Raw genomic sequence first — 19,038 nt, 5'->3', positions numbered from 1 at the left:
AAGCTGCGCTCGCGAACGCCTAGGCTTACGAAGGACGCTACAAAGAACTCAGTGATCCTTCACCTCACCGCGCTCTGCCAGGCCACGCATCACGTGGCGCAACGTGTCCTCGATGGCGGGGCTGCCCTTCCGATAACCCAGCACGTTCATGGTCGCTCGGCGTAGCTGGGCGGCGTCGTGGTTGGGATCGTTCTTCGCGGCGAAGCGCATTGCGTTGGCGATTTCCTCCGGAGCGATTTCGTGGAAGGCGCGGTCACCGGAAGCCTGTGTGCGCCGGAAGCCTTGCCACGTCTGAGGGTCGAGCTCCGCAGGCCATGCGTACCGACGACCGAGTCCCTTCGTGACCAAGTAGCCCTTCGGGAGCTGACGCAAGAGGAGGTTCCGCCGGTCCTCGCGCACCCGGTGGAGGCCGAAGCGCCGGTGAACCAACCGCGAAAGCCGTTCGAGCTCGATCGGGCCCTCGGCGTCGATCACTTCCGCTATCGCCTGCTGGACCAGCCGCTGTACGGTCTTGTCCTCGGCGAGCCGGTCGATCTGTTCGCGCGTACCAAGAGGTTCGGGTTCGTAGGCGACGAACACGGCTGCGGCCGATCCGGGTTGCGACGACTCGGCAACGGGCACGAGCCCGCGGATTGCGCGATCGGGAGCTGCCGCTGCGTGCGTTGCCGCAGCCGGCAACTCGGACTCGGCCGGCTCCGCAGTGACACGCACGTCGGTGGCCGGTGCATGAGCAGGCCGCACGGGCACAGCCGCGATGGCGTCTTCGATGCGACGCAACACCGCCTCGCGATCGATGATCCACTCGGGTAGCCAGACGCGGACGACGCGCTCCCAGTGCATCAGCTTCTCCAGCAACACCGGTGTGGCGTCGCGGTCGGCGACCGTGGGACGTCGTGCCCAGGCCGGGCCGTCGAGGAGGACCGCGACCTGCCGCCGGCCGGCCCCGGGAGCGCTGACAGTGAGGTCGATCGTGAACTGCGACAGCCCGACGTTCGTCTCCACCGCGTAGTTCCGCGCGGTCAGCGCGGCTGCCAGTTCCTGGACCACCCGCTCGACCCGCTCGTTGCCCCGGCTCGCGACGTCGCCGGAACGGCCGACGCCTCCGGCCGCGACCTCGAGGTAGGCGCGCAGGTGCTTGAGTCCCACGGAATTCGTGCGGGAAAGATCAATGTCACTGGGTGCGAACGAACTGAACACGATCACCTGGGTCCGAGCACGGGTGATCGCCACGTTGAGCCGGCGCTCCCCGCCCTGGAGCGTGAGTGGCCCGAAGTTCAACGGCAGCTGCCCGGTCTCCACGTTCCTGGAAAATGCCAGCGAGAACAGGATGACATCACGTTCGTCACCCTGGACGTTCTCGAGGTTCTTGACGAACAGTTCTTCGCCGTCCTGGCGGGTGAGCGCTGCCTGGATGCGTTCGTCCGTGCTTTCCTCCAGCAGGTTGAGCAGCAGATCGCGTTGCTGGATGTTGAAGGTGACCACGCCGATCGAGCGGCTGGCCGTCGCCGGGTTCTCGAGCAACCGCTCGATTTCGGTTACCACCGCCTCGGCTTCGAGCCGGTTCGTGCGGGTGGCACCGCGGTCGTAATGGCCGTCGATCCGCCGCCAGCTGATCCCGCTCTCCGGCTCGCCACCAGGAGAGGGAAGGCTGGCCAGTTTGTCCTCGTAGTAGTGGCTGTTCGAGAACGAGATGAGCGACTCGTCGGTGCTGCGGTAGTGCCAGGTCAGCGATTCCCTGGGCAATCCCGATTCCACGCACTCGGCGAGGATGCTGTCCAGGTCCTCGGGAACCGAGGTCAGCTCCTCGTTGTCGTCGGTGTGCGAGGCTTCCATGATCGAGGTCGGCGGCATCTGCTTCGAGTCGCCGACTACCACTACCGACCGGCCGCGCCCCATGGCTCCGACAGCTTGGGCGACCCTGATCTGCGAGGCTTCGTCGAAGACGACGATGTCGAAGGTCACCGCCCCGGGCTTGAGGAAGTTGGCCACGGAAGCCGGGCTCATCAGGAAGCACGGGGTGAGCGTGGTGACGATCTCGGGTGCGAGGGCGCAGGCGTCGCGGAAGGACAGCTTGTCCCTCCTGCTGTTGAGCCGCCGCACGAGTTCGCCCGCCTTGGCCTGGAAGTCCTTGTCGACGGCCGGTCTGGCAGCCACCAGCTCGCTGTCGAGGCGATGTGGGTACTGCGCGCGGACCTCGTCGGACAGGCGGAGGTAGTCGCCGACCTGTTGCTCGTGTGCCCCGGTATCGAAGAAGCGCAGGTCGTTGGTGGTGAGTCGCTCCTCGAGCGCGGATTGGGCCTGGCCTCGCAGGAACGCCAGCTCGAGGTCGTCCGCGGGGAGCTCGCCCTCCAGGATCTGACGCCGGAAGGCCGACAGACCGGCCTGGGCCAGGATGTCGCAGTGCCGCAGGAGCGCGCCCCAGCGCTGGATCGGCAGGATGCCCAGAGAGCCGAGCTCGGCTGCCCAGACCCGGCCGTCCCGTGCCCAGGCCCCTGTCCATCCGGCTTCGGCCGACCACAGGGAGAACTCGGCGTCCGTGGTCGCCAGGAGCGAGAGCCATCGAGCCCACGTCTGCGTCAACCGGGTGAGGAACTGCTGTGGCAATCGCGGGCCCAGTTCCGCGAAGGCCCGCCACAGCGCGGGCAGGTCGCCGAGCAGCCGGCGTGACACCGTCAGCCGGTGCGCGGCGGTCTGGAGCGTGTTCACCGAATCAGGCAGCGTCGGTAGCCACGTGCCGTCGAGGGCCAGGCCTGGCACTGCCTGGACCTGTCCGAGCAGTGCGGCCGCCGCGGTTCGGGCCGCCACCGCAGCCTGGAACGCCTCGAGCACGCTCGTTTCGTCCAGCCGGGCACCGGGAGCGACGTGTGGCTGCAGCGCTTCGACCAGGCGCATGCGACGTTTCTTCTTCCCCAGCAGGCCCGTGGCGGCTTCGGAGGCCAGTGCCTCGAGCTCGGTGAAACCGGGCAGCGAAAAGAACCCGGGCTGGAACGTGGTCAATGCGGGCTGGTGGCGCTGGTGGAAGTCGGCGAGCGCGTGTAGTGCCGCTGCCACGGCGGCATCCCATCCAGGGTGGCTCGCCGCCGTGGTCCGCGAGAAATCTGGCAACACGCCGTCGTGTGCCAGCGCGGCGGCCTCGAGCGCGGTGCCGAGCAGGGTGGGGTGGGGCAGCGCGGCGATCGCCGCACGGAGGGCCTGAGGAAGCGCTTCGAACTGCTGCCGGAGCGTCTCCAGTTCGGCCGCGAGCGCCCCCAGTTCGGTGCCGTCCAGTCCGTCGACGACGCGGACCCCGGAGATCGACCAGTGATGACCCGGGCGGATCTGCGCCGACCGGGCGGCGGCCGGCAGTTCACGGCAGGTGTTCTCGATTGCCGCGCGCGTGGCCGCGTCGAGGGTGAAGTAGGTGGGCGGCACGACAGCCGCGGGACCGTCGCCGTGGGCGAGTTTGGCCTGGTAGGCGGACCACGCCGAGAAACCGGCGGCGTTGGTGTCGTGGAGCTGGCCGGGATAACGGGACAGCGTGGCGATCCGGGCGCGGTAGCCGGCGGTGAGCGCGTCCCAGCTGTGCTCGTCAGCCGTGCCCTGGTGTTCCAGCGAGGCCTTGAGCTGCTGGTGGATACTTCGCAGGCTCTGCTTGCGTCCGTGGAGGTCGAGGCAGAAGTCGGTGAGGCCGATCGCCGCGAGACGCCGTTTGACGACCTCGAGCGCGGCTTGTTTCTCGGCGACGAAGAGCACTGTCTTGCCCGAGCGCACGGCGTGGGCGATGAGGTTCGTGATGGTCTGGGACTTGCCCGTGCCCGGTGGGCCTTCGAGCACGAAGGAATGGCCCTGTTCGGCGAGGGCGACGGCGCGCATCTGTGAACCGTCGGCGGCGATGGGGAGGTGGAGTGCGCTTTCGTCCACACTCACGTCAGGCAGTCCGGACCGGAGCCGGAACGGTTGCCCGGAGTTGTGGACCAGGTGCCGGACCACCTCGTTGCGCTCGAAGACCTGCCAGTGGTCGGTCAGGTCCCGCCACATCTGGAAGGTTGAGAACTGCAGGAGCCGCAGACTGGCCGACTCGTCGATCCGGTAGTTGAGGTCGTTGTCGATCAGAGCCTTGCGGATGGCCCGCAGCGACGCGGTGATGTCGATTCCGGCGTCGTCGGTGATCGGGTCCTCGAGTTCCCTGATCCGCACGCCATGGCGAACCCGAAGCCACTGCACCAGACAGTAGTTCGGCGCGGCTGTCTCCGCTCCGTCGATCACGATGGTGTAAGGGCGGCGCCCGGTGCCACCCTCGATCCGGACCGGTAACAGGAACAGGGGAGCATGTGCCTCGCCGGAGGGGGTCGGGTGCACGAGGGCACCCAAGGTCAGGTAGAGGTAGTTGCCCCCGGTCTCCTGTTGGAGCGTGCGAGCATCGCGCTGCAGCCCTCGCATCCGCGCGACGTAACCGGCCTGGGTCACCGCCGCGTAGACCCTCCGGTCCCGGGTCAGCTCTTCCGCGATCACCTCGTCGGGCAGGTCCTGCGCCCGTCTGACACCGCGCAGTTCCTGCAGCCCGCCGAGGGTGTCCTGAGCGACGACGTGCACGGCCTTGCCCTGGTGTACCAGGTCGTCGAGTTCGGCCAGCGAGCCGGCAGGCGTGTGCAGGTCGACGCCTTTGCCCCGCTTGGGCAACTTGAGCAGCGGATTGCGCAGGCTCAAGTCGAGAAGAGCGCGCCGCCACGCCCGGACACGTGCGGGTGCGTCGTCCTCTGCTGCCCGGGGCTCGAGGTTCTCCTCCTGGTCCAGGGCGCCGTCGATCTCCAGGTCGGCAGGCAGTGCCACGGCGGTGCGTATCGCCTGGTCCGCGGCGTCCAGTGCCGCGGCGGGAGCCGTGGTGTCGGCGGAGGGCAAGGGCCGGATCCCCGACCGGTGCGCGAGGTGGATGTCGACCATGCCGTGCAGGGTCAACGGCCCGCGTAGATGGGCACGCCCGGCTGCCACGGCGGCAGGAAAGGCGAGCGAGCTCCCGCCCGGCGCCACGCCGGTCAGCTCGACCGCGACCGCCTTCTCCGACTCGACGAGGTTGATCATCTGAGCGGGTTCGAAGCTGACGGTTTCCGGCAGGCGGTCCTCGTGGAGGAAGAAGCCGGCGAACGCATGTCCCTCGACGATCCAGATGAGGGGATGCAACCCGGCCTGTTCGAGGCAGGCTGCGTAGGTGACGGACAGATCGATGCAGTTGCCGAGCCGGTCACGCAGCACGGCAGCGGTTGTCCTGATCTTCTGGCCCGTTTCTTCGAACGAGGCAGGCAAGCCGAGGTAGCCGATCTTCTGCTCGCGCAGGGCTTCGTAGATCGCCGCGCCGATCTGGGCCGCGCGCCGTGGGCCGGCCTGGTAGCCCTGCAGGGAGCCGGACCCAGTGTCCCGCTCCAGCAGCCGCGCAGCCGACCGCAGGACCTCGATGACGGCACCGGTGTTCGGCTGGACGAACGCGGCGACCGACTCGAACAATGCCGGCGCGTTGAACCACTCATTGTGGGCGAGTACCCGGGAGGGGGCCCGCAGGACCAGTTCACGCTGGTCAGCCGCGCGGACCGTGATGCGGTAGTCGACCGGGAAGGCCTCGTTCGCCCGCTTGAGCGCACCGGTGTCCGGCGTGAAGCCGGGGAACTCGTCCCAGCCGGTGGCGTCCTTGCCCTCGATGACGGGGATCCGGCGGCGCCAGGCCTCGCAGAGCGGGCCGTCGGGACCGAGCAGCTCGAGGATCACCTCGATGTCGCGGACCGCTTCGTCGCCGCTGTTCTCCACTGACAGGTGCCGGACGACGGGCACCCGGTTGTGGACCAGCGCGTAGTACATCGCCGGTGGGTGGAGGAGCTCGATCCGGAGACCGTCCTCCTCGGCGGCGGCGGTTTCGAACAACGGGGTCGTCATCATGCTCGCATTCGGGCAGCTCGTCGGTCGCGGAGATCGTCTTTCGGGTAGTCGGCGGAAAGGGGTGATTCGTTAGCGCGAGCAGGTTGAGGCCGCCGCATCCACGGCGTGGCGGGCGTGCGCGCACGTCGTGCCCAAGCGCAAGTCAGCGGTATCCAGAGCCGAGCGGCTCAGTTGGGGACGTGTTCTGCGAGATGCCGGAGTCCGTGCGCGAGGGTTCGGCGCCAGACGTTGGCCGGGTCGGTCAGAGGGCGGTGCCGCGTCACCGGCGCTGTGTACATGTGGTGCGAGCGGCACAGGCCGCAGTACCACATCCAGTACCGGATGCGGTCTCGCTCCACCCGCAGCACGTGGAGGCGCCCGTCGTGAGGAAGTGGCAGCGATTGGAGGAAGCGCCGCGTGCGGCTCGCCCCTGATCCGGTTTTCCGCTTGGTGCGTTTGGCGATCGATCGATTGTGCCAGTGTCGCGGCGCCAGTACGTACGGATCACGCCGGTAAGGGCACAAATAGGGCTCTACTGCCGTATCGAGGTTGTTGTGGCGGATGAAGGCGATCGCGTCCTGCTCCGTGGCGAAAGCGACCTTCTGCGGACTGATGGTGCAGACGAGGAGCTGCGTCACGGATCCTTCTCCAGTCGGGATGGTGGGGCTGGAAGCGTGGCTCCGGGCGAGCGGCGCGGATGACGGGACTACGTGGCCAAACCTGCGGTGGACATTGGATTTCGCTGCGTGCGTCGCTCGGGTACCTGGTCCTGTTACCACCTGAGTGTGTAGCGAGGATCACAGTGGGTACGAGCCTTGATACGAAAAGTAATGTGAAGTCGCTTCCGGGGTGAGCGCTGCAGCTTCCCCGGTTCGGCGGGACCGCGCGCTGTGGGTGTAGTGCGCCTGCACGGCGCCGGTGGCGCTGGGCGCGGCGTATGCCTCCTACCGGCATGGGCTGCAGTTCGCGTTGCGGTTCGGTGCCGACGAGGCGACGGCGGCGACCTGGCCGTTGATCGTGGACGGCATCCTGACCACGGCCGCGGTCGAGTTGTGAAAGACGACCGGTCGTCGTGCCGGTGGCTGGTGGGCGGCGTGGTTGTCCTTCGTGTTCGGCATCGTGCTGTCGCTGGCGATCGTGGTGGCGGTGGCCCCAGAGCTGAGTGTGTTCGCCGTGGCGGTGGCGGCGTGCCCGCCGTTGGCGTTCCTGCTGGCGGTTGAGTTGCTCAACCGTGCGCTCAAGCGGCACCGCGCCGAGACCACAAGCGAGACCAGCACCGAGACCGGCGAGTCTGGCGAGGCTGGCGACGAGACCCGGTCGGTGGTGCGTCTCGCCGTCGGCTCGGACGTGACTCGCCGGCCAGCTGAGCCGACCGCAGAGCAGAGGATCGTGGGCGTACTACATCCGTCCGGGCCAAGGGCCGAACGTTGACCGGCGCGAAGCTGGACCGGATCGCGGAAACGAGCAACTACGGCCGTCGCCTTCTGCGGGAGTGGCGGCGGCAGCGCCGCACCACGGAGGACGCGGCGGTTGATCATCAGTGCTCCAGATCGGTGCGCGGGGCCTTCGAGCTCAAGTGAGTGTTGTCGAACGTCCCTGGTGGCGTGCTCGATGTCAGGTAGTGATCACTTGGAATGTGGCGGCGAGTTCGCGGTCCGGGCTGACCTTTCTGCTGTACAGCGGCCTGCAAGGGGTCGCGGCCAGCCGGACCATGAGTTCGACGAGGGTCACAGTTGAATCATCGTGGTGGTGGATCTCGGCGAGGCGGGCGAACTCGGTTATGACGTCCACCACGCTGCGGTTCGCGGTGACACCGAGATGAACGGTCTGCATGTGCTGCTGTTCCTGGTCGACGAATGTGGCGGGAGCCTGGTGGACGGTCAGCGCCGTGCTGATCTGCTCGGCGATCCTGCTGGTCAGGGTGACCGCAGGTGCCAATGCAGCAGCACGGGCAGCAACGTCATCTCGTTGACCAGCAGCACGATCCGTGGCCGCCAGAACAGGACAGTGGCATACCACGGACCCAGCAACGTCGTGCCCCAATCGTCGTCCCCCGCGATTGACGGACCCGCCAGAGGCAGCAGTTTCTTGGTGGCAGGCACGATCAGCACCCGTCCATCCTCCACCACCTACGACTGCGGCGGGCCAGGCAGCGGCTACGGATGAGAGCGACGTTGCCGGGCGCTGCGGCAACGTCGCTCTTCACCGTGAGTCACGCGGCACCTTGAGCCTCGGCCGTGCTGACGCGTTCGGGACCGGTCGCGTGAGCACCGGCCAGTGCGACAAGCGCCTCGTCGAGCAGGCGCCGGACGGCGGAGTTCAGGGCGGTGCACTCGCTGTCAATCTTCGACGCCGACTTCTGGATCGTGGCGGACAGCTTCTTGACCGAGTCGATCTTCACCAGGTGGTTGAGTGCTTCGGCGATCTTCTCCTCGGCCGTGGCGACCTGGTGGACGCCCTTGCGGCTTGCCGTCGCGATGGCGGTCGTGCGCAGAAGCATGATCACGGTGCGCAGGAGATCGGGGCTGTCGGTATCAGGGTCGAAGGCCAGCACGAGCCGCTGAGCCCCGATCACCCGGAGAGTCTGCCCACCGTTCTGGTCGATGGTGCGGACGAGGCCCAGCGAGGCGACGGCGTCACGGTTGCGCTCGGCTTCGGCGAAGTAGTCGGTCCAACCGGTGCGGGCCGAGTCGGTCATCTCGATGACGACGCGGGCGACGCCGTCGTTCAGGCTCAGCACACCGTCGCCCTTCTTGCAACGAGGCAGATGGCCCGTCGTCGCGCTGGTGTCCGTGTAGTCATCGCCGAGACCGGCGGCGATGCCCACCAGCATGGTGTGCACCGCGCCGGCGTAGGACTCGCCCTTGATCGGCGTCACCTTGGCGAGGGCCGTCGTGGCCTCGTGGACACGCAGTACGGTCCACACCTCCTCGATCTTGCTCGTCAGCTCGGCGTGCTGCTTGGCCAGTTGCTGGGTGAGCTGTTCCTGCTGGGCGGTGAGTTCGGCGGCGTGCTTGGCCATCGGGGAGGTGGGGTCGGATGGGTCGAACTGCCGAGCGGCCTTGGCCAGCAGTTCGGCTGTTCCCGCGCTCACCTTCGCGTCGAGCTCGGTGCTGAACTTGTCGAGCACCGGCTGGAGGCGCTCGACAAGTTCAGGGCTCTCACCAGCGAAGATTCGGCGCAGCTCGGCGTTGAGGTCCTGCTTCGCCGTCATCACCGCCGTGGTGAGCTCCTTGCGACTCTGGCTGTCCGCGTCCGTAATGGCCGTCTTGGCGTCACGGGCCGCCGCCACGACGGCTTCGGACGCTTCCTTTACTGCTCGCGCCGTGAGTTCGGCCGCCTGGGCGGTGGAGTGGGCGGTTTTGTCTCCGACATCCTTCAGCAGGCGTTCGAGCGCTTGGGCCTCCTGAGCTTGTCCGGTCACGCTCAGTGCGTGGGCGCCGATGCGTACGGCCTCGGTGACGTAGTTGGTCAGGTCGGCACTCGTGAGGGTGTCGAGGTTCTCCACGAGCGGGCCGCGCTCGCCGGAGACCCAGCGCTGGGCCTCTCGTGCGACCTCGCGGTCGTGGATCGTCAGTCGCTCGATGACGACCGCTGTGGCGTCGTTGTCGAAGTGGGCTGGGTGCTTGATGTGCTGGGGCATCGCGTTCTCCTGCGGGAAGCGCTGCCGATGATCGACAGCGGGCCCACACAGGTTGAGCCGAGCCGGGCAGTGTTGTCGCATATTAACGTAGATAAGTAGGGTTATCACTTCTCCTAGCCGCGATATGGGCAGTTCTCGATACTCTCTGTGTCGTGAGTCGGCGGATAGACCGAGGAGGTGTGTCGTGGCAGGTGGGGGGCCTACGTTGACGTTGCAGGACGTCGCGGATCTCGCTCGTGTCCGTCGTCCGGTCGTGAGCATGTGGCGCAACCGGCCGCGCGTCCGCGGTCTGCATGTGCCCTTCCCCGCCCCTGTCGAGGTCTCGGGCGGGATGGAGCGCTTCCGCCGCGGAGACGTCGTCGAGTGGCTGGAGCGCACTGGCCGAGGTAACAACCCCGAGGCGAATCTCGACGCACCAGCGTTGAGCGTGCCCGATGACGTGCCCCTGGATGAACTCGTCACGTGGCTCTGCCTCGCAGTATTGACAGGGGAGGAACTGGCGGACACGACAGCGGAGAACCGCATCACCCTGGCGCGCGGTGTCGATCCCGACGACCGGGTGCTGTTCCGCGAGGTGGAGGCTTCCGTGCCGGCCGTCTGCACGCTGCGGTTCATCGATGACCTGGTTGAGGCGTCGTACGGCCCGCGCGACGCACTCGACCGGCTTGAACAAGGAAGGGCCGCGCGGACGCTGGGCGCTCGTGATCTGACCTCCGATGCAGTCGACCTCATCCATGCCGTCGCCGAAGCCTGCGCCCTCCACCTCGACCCCGAGGGCGTGCCGCTCGTGCACATCGGTCCGGCGTCGAGCGTGACGCTCGCGCTCGCTGACACCTTCACCCATCTCGTGGCGCCCGGCGGCACTCCGGAGCTGCGGGACATCAGACGTAGGGCGGCGATTCGCGAGATCGAGACCGTCAACGACGCGGCAGGCCCTGGCGTCCGAGTGCTGTCGGCTATCGGCAGGCCCGCCGACGAGGTGCTCGACCTGGTCGACAACCTCGTGCTCGATCTCGGCGAGGGTGAACTCGCGGTCGTCATCGGCCCGGCTGGCGTCCTGTGTGACGAGCTAAAGGGAGAGCAGGAGCGACACCGAGCGCAGACCCTCCGCTCGGAGAGCCTCGCCGTCGCGCTGCGCCTTCCTCGGGGCATGTGGCGTGAGGCGCACCGGCAGGCACTGGGCCTGTGGGTCTGCGCGACCGGAGGGTCCATGCAGCGGCCGCTGGTCGCCGACCTAGCCGCGTTCACCCGAGACGAGCTGGACCTCGGCGACCTCGCCTCCGACGTGACCGGCGCGCTGGCAGCCACGCGAGGTCGTGCCTTCCGCTACCTTCGCCCGCACGACCTCCCGGCGATCTTGAGTGCCCGCACTGTCGTCGTGCCCCGCGGGGTGCGAGCACTGCGGCTCGCGACGACGGAGGTCGAGAGGCACCTCGCCGTCATAAACGCGGCGACCCTGGTGACGAGCGAGCCGATCCAGCCTTTCGAGGTGCTGGCCGAATCTGCCCCCGGCGCGATGCTGCTGCGCAGGCGGTCGCTGGGCGAACTGAAAGACCTGGGGCACGTGCGGGTGCTCCGCGGCAGCCGGATCGACCACAGTCACGGCAACCCTGTCGGGTCCGTTGCGGTCCTGTCCGCGACCAACCCACGCGGCACTGTGCGCCTCGACCCGTTCGATGCTGCGCGGCTGTACTCGCGCGCCGCCCGAACAGATCCGGGGGATGTGGTGTTCGCGGAACGGCCACGCCCGATCGCGAGGGTCGACGACCACGGCGGATCGCTAGTGGCCTCCCCGTCGAAGATCCTTCGGATCAGTTCGCAAGCGGGAATCGGCCCCCACGCGGTGGCGGCGATCATCAACCGGCTGCCGAACGAGCCGACCGAGTGGCAGACCTGGAGCGTGCCGATCCTCGACACCTCAGAGGTGGAGCGGCTGGAAGAGGCACTTCTCGCCGCAGCGAACCACGAGACCACCCTGCGGCGGCACCTGGACGCAACACGGGATCTCGTCACAGCCATGATCGACGGAGTCGCCGCTGGCGCGGTGACTCTCATCACGCGGACAACGCAGTAGGAAGGAAAGGCAGCATGCCTCCCCGTACGAAGAAGGAACCGTCGGCACCTTCGACGATGAAGGAGCTGAAGGACACGCTCTGGAAGGCCGCCGACCGGCTCCGCGGCTCGCTGTCCGCGAACCAGTACAAGGACGTCATCCTCGGCCTGGTGTTCCTCAAGTACGTCTCCGACGCCTACGACGAACGCCGCGAAGCCATCCGCGCCGACCTGACGGCACAGGACTACGACGAAGAGCAGATCGCCGACCTGATCGACGACCCCGAGGAGTACCAGGGGTATGGGGTGTTCGTCGTGCCGCCCACCGCGCGCTGGAAGTACCTCGCGCAGTACGCCAAGGGCAAGCCCGCCGAGGGCTCCGAACCCGCCAAGAACATCGGCCAGCTCATCGATGAGGCGATGGATCTCGTCATGAAGGCCAACCCGTCGTTGCAGGGCACGCTGCCGCGCCTCTACAACAAGGACAACATCGACCAGCGACGCCTCGGCGAGCTGATCGACCTGTTCAACAGCACCAAGTTCAGCCGCCAGGGCGAGCACCGCGCCCGCGACCTCATGGGCGAGGTCTACGAGTACTTCCTCGGCAACTTCGCGCGATCGGAGGGCAAGCGGGGCGGGGAGTTCTTCACCCCGCCCAGCGTCGTCCGGGTGATCGTCGAGGTATTGGAGCCCTCGCGCGGGCGTGTGTACGACCCGTGCTGTGGCTCGGGTGGAATGTTCGTGCAGACGGAGAAGTTCATCTACGAACACAACGGCGATCCGAAGGACATCGCCATCTACGGCCAGGAAAGCCTGGAGGAGACCTGGCGGATGGCGAAGATGAACCTCGCCATCCACGGCATCGACAACAAGGGCCTCGGCGCCCGGTGGGGCGACACTTTCGCACGCGACCAGCACGCAGACGTCCAGATGGACTACGTGATGGCCAACCCGCCGTTCAACATCAAACACTGGTCCCGCAACACCGAAGACCCCCGCTGGAAGTTCGGCGTCCCCCCCGCCAACAACGCCAACTACGCCTGGATTCAGCACATCCTGTACAAACTGGCTCCAGGCGGCAGCGCTGGCGTAGTCATGGCCAACGGGTCAATGTCGTCGAACTCCAATGGCGAAGGCGCCATCCGCGCCCAGATCGTCGAAGCCGACCTCGTCTCCTGCATGGTCGCGTTGCCGACCCAACTGTTCCGCAGCACCGGCATCCCGGTATGCGTCTGGTTCTTCGCCAAGGACAAGCGCGCCGGCAAGCACGGCGCGGTCGACCGATCTGGCCAGGTGCTGTTCATCGACGCCCGCGAACTCGGCTACATGGTCGACCGCGCTGAACGCGCCCTGTCGAACGAGGACATCGCCAAGATCGCCGACACCTACCACGCCTGGCGCGGCACCCGCTCCGCCGCCCAGAAGAACCTCATCTACGAGGACATCCCTGGGTTTTGCAGGTCAGTGGGCCTACCCGACATTAAGGCCGCCGACTACGCGCTCACGCCAGGCCGTTACGTCGGCGCCGCCGAAATGGAAGACGACGGCGAACCTATCGACGACAAGATCCAACGACTCGCAAACGAACTGCTTGCTGCCTTTGACGAGTCGGCACGTTTGGAGAAGGTCGTCCGCGAGCAGTTGGAGCGACTCGATGTCTGAGTGGAAAGACCAAATACTTGGCGATCTGGCGGAAATCATCACAGGTGCTACACCTAAGGCGACCGAAACTGATTCATGGGGAGATGAAATTGATTTCATTACGCCAACTGATCAGAGGAACAACTCCAGGGAAGCGTTTCCCCAACGGCGACTATCTCAAATCGGCGCGAAAAGACTCTATAAACGATTGGTGCCAGCTCAATCGACCAACCTGACTTGCATTGGGTCGACCATCGGCAAAGTTTCGATGGCCGCACGCGAAGCTGTGACCAACCAGCAGATTAACAGCCTGATCGCCCGCCAGGGAGTCGCGGACCCTACATTCCTTTACTACTTGATCAAAAACTGGAGTTCCACACTTCGTATCGAAGCCAGTGGGTCGGCAACGCCGATTATAAATAAATCAGTCCTTGCTCGCTATAAGTTCAAGGTGCCCGGCCTCCAATGGCAACGTGCAATCGGGGACATACTGGGGACGCTCGACGACAAGATCGCCGCCAACGAACAGCTGATCGCCAAAGCCGACGATTTGGCGAGTGTCAAGTGGATTCTTGCTTGCAGGAGTGGGTCCACCGTTCCGTTGTCGTCCTTGGCTCGGTTTGTAAACGGCAAGGCCTTCACGAAAGACGCATCGGGAGCAGGGCGTGTTGTAATACGTATCGCGGAGCTTAACTCAGGAATCGGCGCGTCGACCGTGTACAACGATATCGAGGTTCCGGAAGACCATCTGGCACGTCCTGGCGATTTGCTGTTTTCCTGGTCTGGATCGTTGACCGTGGCTCGATGGTTCAGAGAAGAAGCAATTGTGAACCAGCACATCTTCAAAGTTATTCCGACAGGCAATCTCCCCATCTGGCTGGTTAACCATGCATTGCGCGACAAGTTGCAGGAGTTCAAAGCGATCGCCGCCGATAAGGCGACCACCATGGGGCATATCCAACGCCGCCATCTCGACGAGCCAGTGACCATACCCGAATCGGAGCAGATCGGCCGATTCGATGGACTGATGTCCGCCCTCTGGGAACGTGCACTTGCCGCCGAGCAGGAAAATCTGCAGCTAGAGAGCACTCGGGACCAACTGCTCCCGCTCCTCATGTCCGGAAAAGTCCGCGTGCGAGACGCCGAGAAGGTTGTGGAGGGTGTTGTGTGATGGCGGGGCAGCCGGGGTTCGGTGAGGCGGAGTGGGAGAGCGTCGCGCTAGATACGCTCGCCGAGCAGGAGTGGCGGTCACTCCCAGGCGCAGCGATCGCGCCTGGCGCTGAGAGCGGGCGGGCGTCGTGGGTTGACATCGTGCTTCCGGGTCGGCTGCTGGCCAAGATGCGGGAGTTGAATCCGCAGGTGCCAGCGGAGTACCTGGAGCAGGCGCTGGCCGAGATCATCCAGCCCACCTCGCAGGACGCGATCGCGGAGAACTACCGGCTGCACCAGATTTGCGTTCAGGGCTACCGCGGGATCAGCTACGTCGACGCTGATGGCGTCGAGCAGAATCCGACAATCCGGCTGGTCAGCCACCAGGTCGGCGACAACGAGTTGCTTGCGGTCAATCAGGTCACCGTCCGCACGGCGGAGGTCGAGCGCCGCTTCGATGTGGTGCTCTATCTCAACGGTATGCCGGTCTCGGTCTTCGAGCTGAAGCAGGCAGGCGCCGCCAAGGCTGACCTAGACGCGGCGCACACCCAGTTGGCGACCTACCTGCGCGAGTTCCCGATGGCGTTCCGATTCGCCGTGGTGACCGTGATCAGCGACGGGATCACCGCTCGCTACGGCACGCCCTTCACGCCGCTGAACCACTACTCACCCTGGAACGTCGATGACGACGGCAAGCCGGTGAAGCTCGGTGAGCCGCTCGATGACGTGCACCTCGGCACCGAGTTGGAGTTCCTCATCGAAGGGGTGTTCAACCCGGAGCGGTTCCTCCAGTTGCAGCGGAACTTCACTGCGTTCGACGGCGGGGCCGAGGGGTACGCGAAGCGGATTGCCAAGCCGCACCAGTACTTCGCGGTCACCAAGGCGGTGGGCTCGACCGTGGCCGCTGTGGAGAGCAACGGCAAGGCCGGGGTCGTGTGGCACACCCAGGGGTCGGGCAAGTCTATGGAGATGGAGCTGTACGCCCACCTGGTGGCCGCGCAGCCCAAGCTCAAGAACCCGACCATCATCGTGGTGACCGACCGCAAGGAGCTGGACGGGCAGCTGTACGAAGCCTTCAACCGATCCCGTCTGCTAAGCGAGTCCCCGATCAAGGTGACGACCCGCGCGCAGCTGCGCGCGGAGCTGGCCAATCGGGCGACGGGTGGCATCTACTTCACCACGCTCCAAAAGTTCGGTCTCAGCAAGGCTGAGAAGGACGCCGGATTGGATCATCCGCTGCTGTCGGACCGCCGCAACATCATCGTCATCGCCGACGAGGCCCACCGCAGCCACTACGACGATCTCGACGGCTACGCCCGCCACCTCAAGGACGCCCTGCCCAACGCCGCGCTGATCGCGTTCACCGGGACACCGATCTCCTTCGACGACCGCAACACCCGAGAGGTGTTCGGTGACTACATCGACATCTACGACCTCACCCGCGCGGTCGACGACGGCGCCACCGTCCCGGTCTACTTCGAACCGCGTCTGATCAAGGTAGGGTTGACCAAGGACGTCAGCGAAGAAGACCTCGACCGCGCTGCGGACGAGGCAACCCTCGGGCTTGACGAGGTGGAACGCGCCAAGATCGAGAAATCCGTCGCCGTGATCAACGCCGTGTACGGGGCACCCGCACGTCTGGAGGCACTGGCGGCTGACATCGTCCAGCACTGGGAGACCCGCTCGGAGCAGATGCGCAAGTTCATCGGTTCCCCCGGCAAGGCGTTCATCGTTGGCGCGACCCGGGAGATTTGCGCCCATCTCTACGACGAGATCATCAAGCTCAAGCCGGACTGGCACCACGACGCCGTCGACAAGGGCGTAATCAAGGTCGTCTACTCGGGCTCGGCTCAGGACATCATGCCGGTGGCCAAGCATGTCCGGCGTGATGGGCAGAACAAGGTCATCCAGAAGCGGCTCCGTGACGCGGACGACGAGCTTCAGGTCGTCCTGGTCAAGGACATGCTGCTCACCGGCTTCGACGCACCACCGCTGCATACGCTGTACCTCGACCGCCCTCTCAAGGGCGCGCTGCTGATGCAGACCCTGGCGCGGGTGAACCGCACCTTCCGCGGCAAGCCGGACGGCCTGCTCGTCGCCTACGCGCCGCTCGCGGACAACTTGAGCAGGGCACTCGCCGAGTACACCGATACCGACAGGGCCAAGAAACCGGTCGGCAAGCACGTCGACGAGGCCGTCGACCTCACCACCACGCTCATCGCCTCCCTCGACGAGCTGTGCGCCGGCTACCCGTGGCGGGCGAAGCTGGATGGAGGTCCGAAGAGCTGGGTCAAGGCCGCCTACGGGCTCACCAACTACCTGCGCTCTCCCACCACCCCGGGCAACCAAGTGCCGGAAGGCGACGAGACGCTCGGTGACCGATTTCGCAAGCTGGCCAACCAACTGGCCCGTGCGTGGGCGCTGTGCGCAGGCGATCAGACCCTCGAACACCTTCGCGTCACGGCAAGGTTCTACGAAGAAGTTCGCGTGTGGATGGGCAAGTTCGACGCCCAACAGCGGCAGGCCGAAGGCAAGCCGGTGCCGGAGGAGATCCAACGGATGCTCTCCGCGCTAGTAGCCACGTCAACCGCATCCGGTGAGATCATCGACATCTACGACGCCGCCGGCTTGCCGAAGCCGTCGCTGTCCGACCTTGGGCCGGAGTTCCAGCTCAAGGCTCAATCAGCGTCGAACCCGCACCTCGCCATCGAAGCGTTGCGCGCGCTGCTGGTTGAGGAGTCGGATCACGTCACGCGGCACAACCTCGTGCGTCAGCGGGCATTCTCCGAGCGGATTGCCGAGTTGATGCGCAAGTACACCAACCAGCAGCTCACCTCGGCCGAGGTGATCGCCGAGCTCATCGAACTGGCCAAGGAAGTCGCTGCGGAGGGCAACCGGGGCCAGCGCTTCGATCCTCCTCTGTCCCACGATGAGTTGGCGTTCTACGACGCGGTCAGCACCAACGAGTCTGCCGTTGAACTCCAGGGCGACGATGTGCTTGCCCAGATCGCGCGCGAACTGGTAGCGGTCATGCGACGCGACGTCAAGACCGACTGGACGGTGCGAGACGATGTCCGGGCCAAGCTCCGATCGTCGATCAAACGGCTGCTCGTGAAGTACAAGTACCCGCCGGACAAGCAGCCCGAAGCCATCAGGCTCGTGATCGAGCAGATGGAGGCAATGGCACCTCGCTACGTCTTGGACGGTAATAGTGCAAACGATGTTGCATCGTCCACTACCAATCGTGAACCGTGACAGGCGGCACAGCGGGCACATTTGACGCACGTGATGCCGCGGCGCTACGTGCATGCAAAGGACTCAACCAGTCGGAGCTCGGGAGAGCACTCGGACACGGGCTCAGGATCGTTTCCGCGGGAGGAAACCATGGCGAATACTGCTATGCAGACTTCGCAGCTCGTAAAGTGGACCGCTGTCAAGAACAGCGTGGAGTGGCCAACTCTGCTTGTCGGGAACGGCGCCTCCGTCAACCTGTGGAGGAGCTTCGCGTACCCGAGCTCGTACGAACAGCCGAACCTTCGACAGTCGTCAAGGCCGTCTTCGCCGATCTTGACGTCACCAACTTTGAGACGGTACTGGAAGAAATTCACCATGCTCATGTGGTGGCCGAAGGATTGGAGGACGCCACTGCAGCTATCGATGCGCAGTAGAATCAAGCAAGGGATGTTCTATTCGACGCAGTCCACGGTGCACACATCGACTGGACTCGGTTTACCGAGGATAGATTCGACAAGATCGCTAGGTCATTCAGGACCATAAGGCCGTCTATACCACGAATTACGGCCTCTGCATGTATTAGGCTTGCATGATTTAGTCCACCGCATTAGAAAGCGACCCCGTAATTGACTTTTTCTGGAACCATCCTGGACTGGCATTTGACCCTGAGAATGTGTAGGTTGACCTCGGTCCGTTATGTACCATCTTCGCGGCGCGATGCACCTTTTGGCAGGACGATCATGGCAACAACGGAAAGTGGACCAACGCCAACGATGGGAACCTGCTATCACTGGTTTCGAAACTACCCGCCGGGGTTGAGCAATCGGCCACTGTTCGTCAGCGAGGGATCGTCCAAGGCGAAGCTGCAAACGATAGGACGGTTGCCGTGCCTGACCTTCTGTCTGAACTCACTCAGACGTGATCAGGGAAACACTGTCATCTTCGGTCACTCGTTCAGCAATGAAAACAAGCGCAGCGTCGCCGCGCTGAACGACGGCGCGTCGCGCGAGTTTGCCGTATCAATCTACCCATGCGATGATCGCCAGTGGATCATCCATGAGAAGGTTCGCATCGCCGGGATGCTCGGTGAGAAAACGCGTTTCTTCGACAGCGCCACGCGTCCACTGGGCGGCCCGGCTCTGTCGATTCAGCGATCCTCCAGTCTTGCCTAGCGCCGAGGCTGGCCCCGCCTCATTTCGCCGACACGAGAAACCGCGGGGTGAGGATGACTGCGCGCCAAACCTGCAGCGTTTCACACCCTTTTCTACCTGAGCGAGATGTGTCAGCCTAATTCTCAGGAGGATTTACGAACGGCTATCCGAGAAACTGATTCAACGGATAATTGTCCAGGTGTCGGGCAGCGTGGTGAACTGGACTTCAGTGCTCCAGGTGACGACCGGTACGTCAAGTGCCCGCGTGTGGAATGACCCTGGGGA

Annotated in this window: 13 protein-coding genes; 8 read left to right on the top strand and 5 right to left on the bottom strand. The window is 65.2% G+C overall.

The window, feature by feature from the left end; translation table 11 throughout:
• Positions 1-48 precede the first annotated feature (48 nt).
• Complete coding sequence (gene proA / locus IE290_RS09905) at positions 49-5,904, bottom strand: anti-phage protein ProA (RefSeq protein ID WP_229874374.1); 5,856 nt, start codon at positions 5,902-5,904, stop codon at positions 49-51.
• Between the two features lie 167 nt (positions 5,905-6,071).
• Positions 6,072-6,521, bottom strand: coding sequence for a hypothetical protein (locus IE290_RS09900; RefSeq protein WP_191244245.1), 450 nt, complete (start codon positions 6,519-6,521; stop codon positions 6,072-6,074).
• 280 nt (positions 6,522-6,801) lie between these two features.
• Here IE290_RS09900 and IE290_RS09895 point away from each other — a divergent pair, with 280 nt between their 5' ends.
• The gene (locus IE290_RS09895) at positions 6,802-6,939 is read left to right on the top strand and encodes a DUF2637 domain-containing protein (protein WP_191244244.1); all 138 of its coding nucleotides are present in this window, start codon (positions 6,802-6,804) and stop codon (positions 6,937-6,939) included.
• A 51-nt stretch (positions 6,940-6,990) separates the two neighbouring features.
• Positions 6,991-7,314 (top strand): hypothetical protein, encoded by a 324-nt coding sequence (locus IE290_RS09890; RefSeq protein ID WP_191244243.1) that lies wholly within the window; start codon positions 6,991-6,993, stop codon positions 7,312-7,314.
• Between the two features lie 183 nt (positions 7,315-7,497).
• Here IE290_RS09890 and IE290_RS09885 read toward each other — a convergent pair whose 3' ends face one another.
• The 3 genes from IE290_RS09885 to IE290_RS09880 all read right to left on the bottom strand — a co-directional run bounded on the left by IE290_RS09885 (position 7,498) and on the right by IE290_RS09880 (position 9,526).
• Positions 7,498-7,821, bottom strand: coding sequence for a DUF6933 domain-containing protein (locus IE290_RS09885; RefSeq protein WP_229874373.1), 324 nt, complete (start codon positions 7,819-7,821; stop codon positions 7,498-7,500).
• Complete coding sequence (locus IE290_RS37785) at positions 7,800-7,994, bottom strand: DUF6933 domain-containing protein (protein WP_229874372.1); 195 nt, start codon at positions 7,992-7,994, stop codon at positions 7,800-7,802. The genes IE290_RS09885 and IE290_RS37785 overlap by 22 nt, the downstream gene beginning before the upstream one ends.
• Positions 7,995-8,095: 101 nt before the next feature.
• Positions 8,096-9,526, bottom strand: a complete 1,431-nt coding sequence (locus tag IE290_RS09880) for a Fis family transcriptional regulator (protein ID WP_191244242.1) — start codon at positions 9,524-9,526, stop codon at positions 8,096-8,098.
• A 205-nt stretch (positions 9,527-9,731) separates the two neighbouring features.
• Here IE290_RS09880 and IE290_RS09875 point away from each other — a divergent pair, with 205 nt between their 5' ends.
• The 6 genes from IE290_RS09875 (at position 9,732) to IE290_RS09850 (ending at position 18,774) form a co-directional block, all read left to right on the top strand.
• Positions 9,732-11,600, top strand: coding sequence for a helix-turn-helix transcriptional regulator (locus tag IE290_RS09875; RefSeq protein WP_229874371.1), 1,869 nt, complete (start codon positions 9,732-9,734; stop codon positions 11,598-11,600).
• 56 nt (positions 11,601-11,656) lie between these two features.
• Complete coding sequence (locus IE290_RS09870; RefSeq protein WP_229874370.1) at positions 11,657-13,240, top strand: class I SAM-dependent DNA methyltransferase; 1,584 nt, start codon at positions 11,657-11,659, stop codon at positions 13,238-13,240.
• On the top strand, positions 13,233-14,390 hold the full coding sequence (locus tag IE290_RS09865; protein ID WP_191244240.1) for a restriction endonuclease subunit S: 1,158 nt from the start codon (positions 13,233-13,235) through the stop codon (positions 14,388-14,390). Before IE290_RS09870 ends, IE290_RS09865 begins: the two co-directional genes overlap by 8 nt.
• Positions 14,390-17,623: a type I restriction endonuclease subunit R gene (locus IE290_RS09860; protein ID WP_191244239.1), complete on the top strand. Its 3,234-nt coding sequence runs from the start codon at positions 14,390-14,392 to the stop codon at positions 17,621-17,623. Before IE290_RS09865 ends, IE290_RS09860 begins: the two co-directional genes overlap by 1 nt.
• 236 nt (positions 17,624-17,859) lie before the next feature.
• Positions 17,860-18,036 carry a hypothetical protein gene (locus tag IE290_RS09855; RefSeq protein ID WP_191244238.1) on the top strand — a complete coding sequence of 59 codons (177 nt, stop codon included), beginning with the start codon at positions 17,860-17,862 and terminating at the stop codon, positions 18,034-18,036.
• A 246-nt stretch (positions 18,037-18,282) separates the two neighbouring features.
• Positions 18,283-18,774: a DUF4917 family protein gene (locus IE290_RS09850; RefSeq protein WP_191244237.1), complete on the top strand. Its 492-nt coding sequence runs from the start codon at positions 18,283-18,285 to the stop codon at positions 18,772-18,774.
• The last annotated feature ends 264 nt before the right edge of the window (positions 18,775-19,038 follow it).

The organism is Amycolatopsis deserti (assembly GCF_014653945.1).
Taxonomy (GTDB): domain Bacteria; phylum Actinomycetota; class Actinomycetes; order Mycobacteriales; family Pseudonocardiaceae; genus Amycolatopsis_E; species Amycolatopsis_E deserti.
The sequence above is the reverse complement of the archived record's forward strand: the minus strand, read 5'-3'. Positions and strand labels throughout refer to the sequence as shown.

Excerpts from the sequence above, each read along its gene's own strand:
- IE290_RS09880 (WP_191244242.1), bottom strand. The coding sequence starts at position 9,526 with ATGCCCCAGCACATCAAGCACCCAGCCCACTTCGACAACGACGCCACA.
- IE290_RS09865 (WP_191244240.1), top strand. The coding sequence starts at position 13,233 with ATGTCTGAGTGGAAAGACCAAATACTTGGCGATCTGGCGGAAATCATC.
- IE290_RS09870 (WP_229874370.1), top strand. The coding sequence starts at position 11,657 with ATGAAGGAGCTGAAGGACACGCTCTGGAAGGCCGCCGACCGGCTCCGC.
- IE290_RS09860 (WP_191244239.1), top strand. The coding sequence starts at position 14,390 with ATGGCGGGGCAGCCGGGGTTCGGTGAGGCGGAGTGGGAGAGCGTCGCG.
- proA (WP_229874374.1), bottom strand. The coding sequence starts at position 5,904 with ATGATGACGACCCCGTTGTTCGAAACCGCCGCCGCCGAGGAGGACGGT.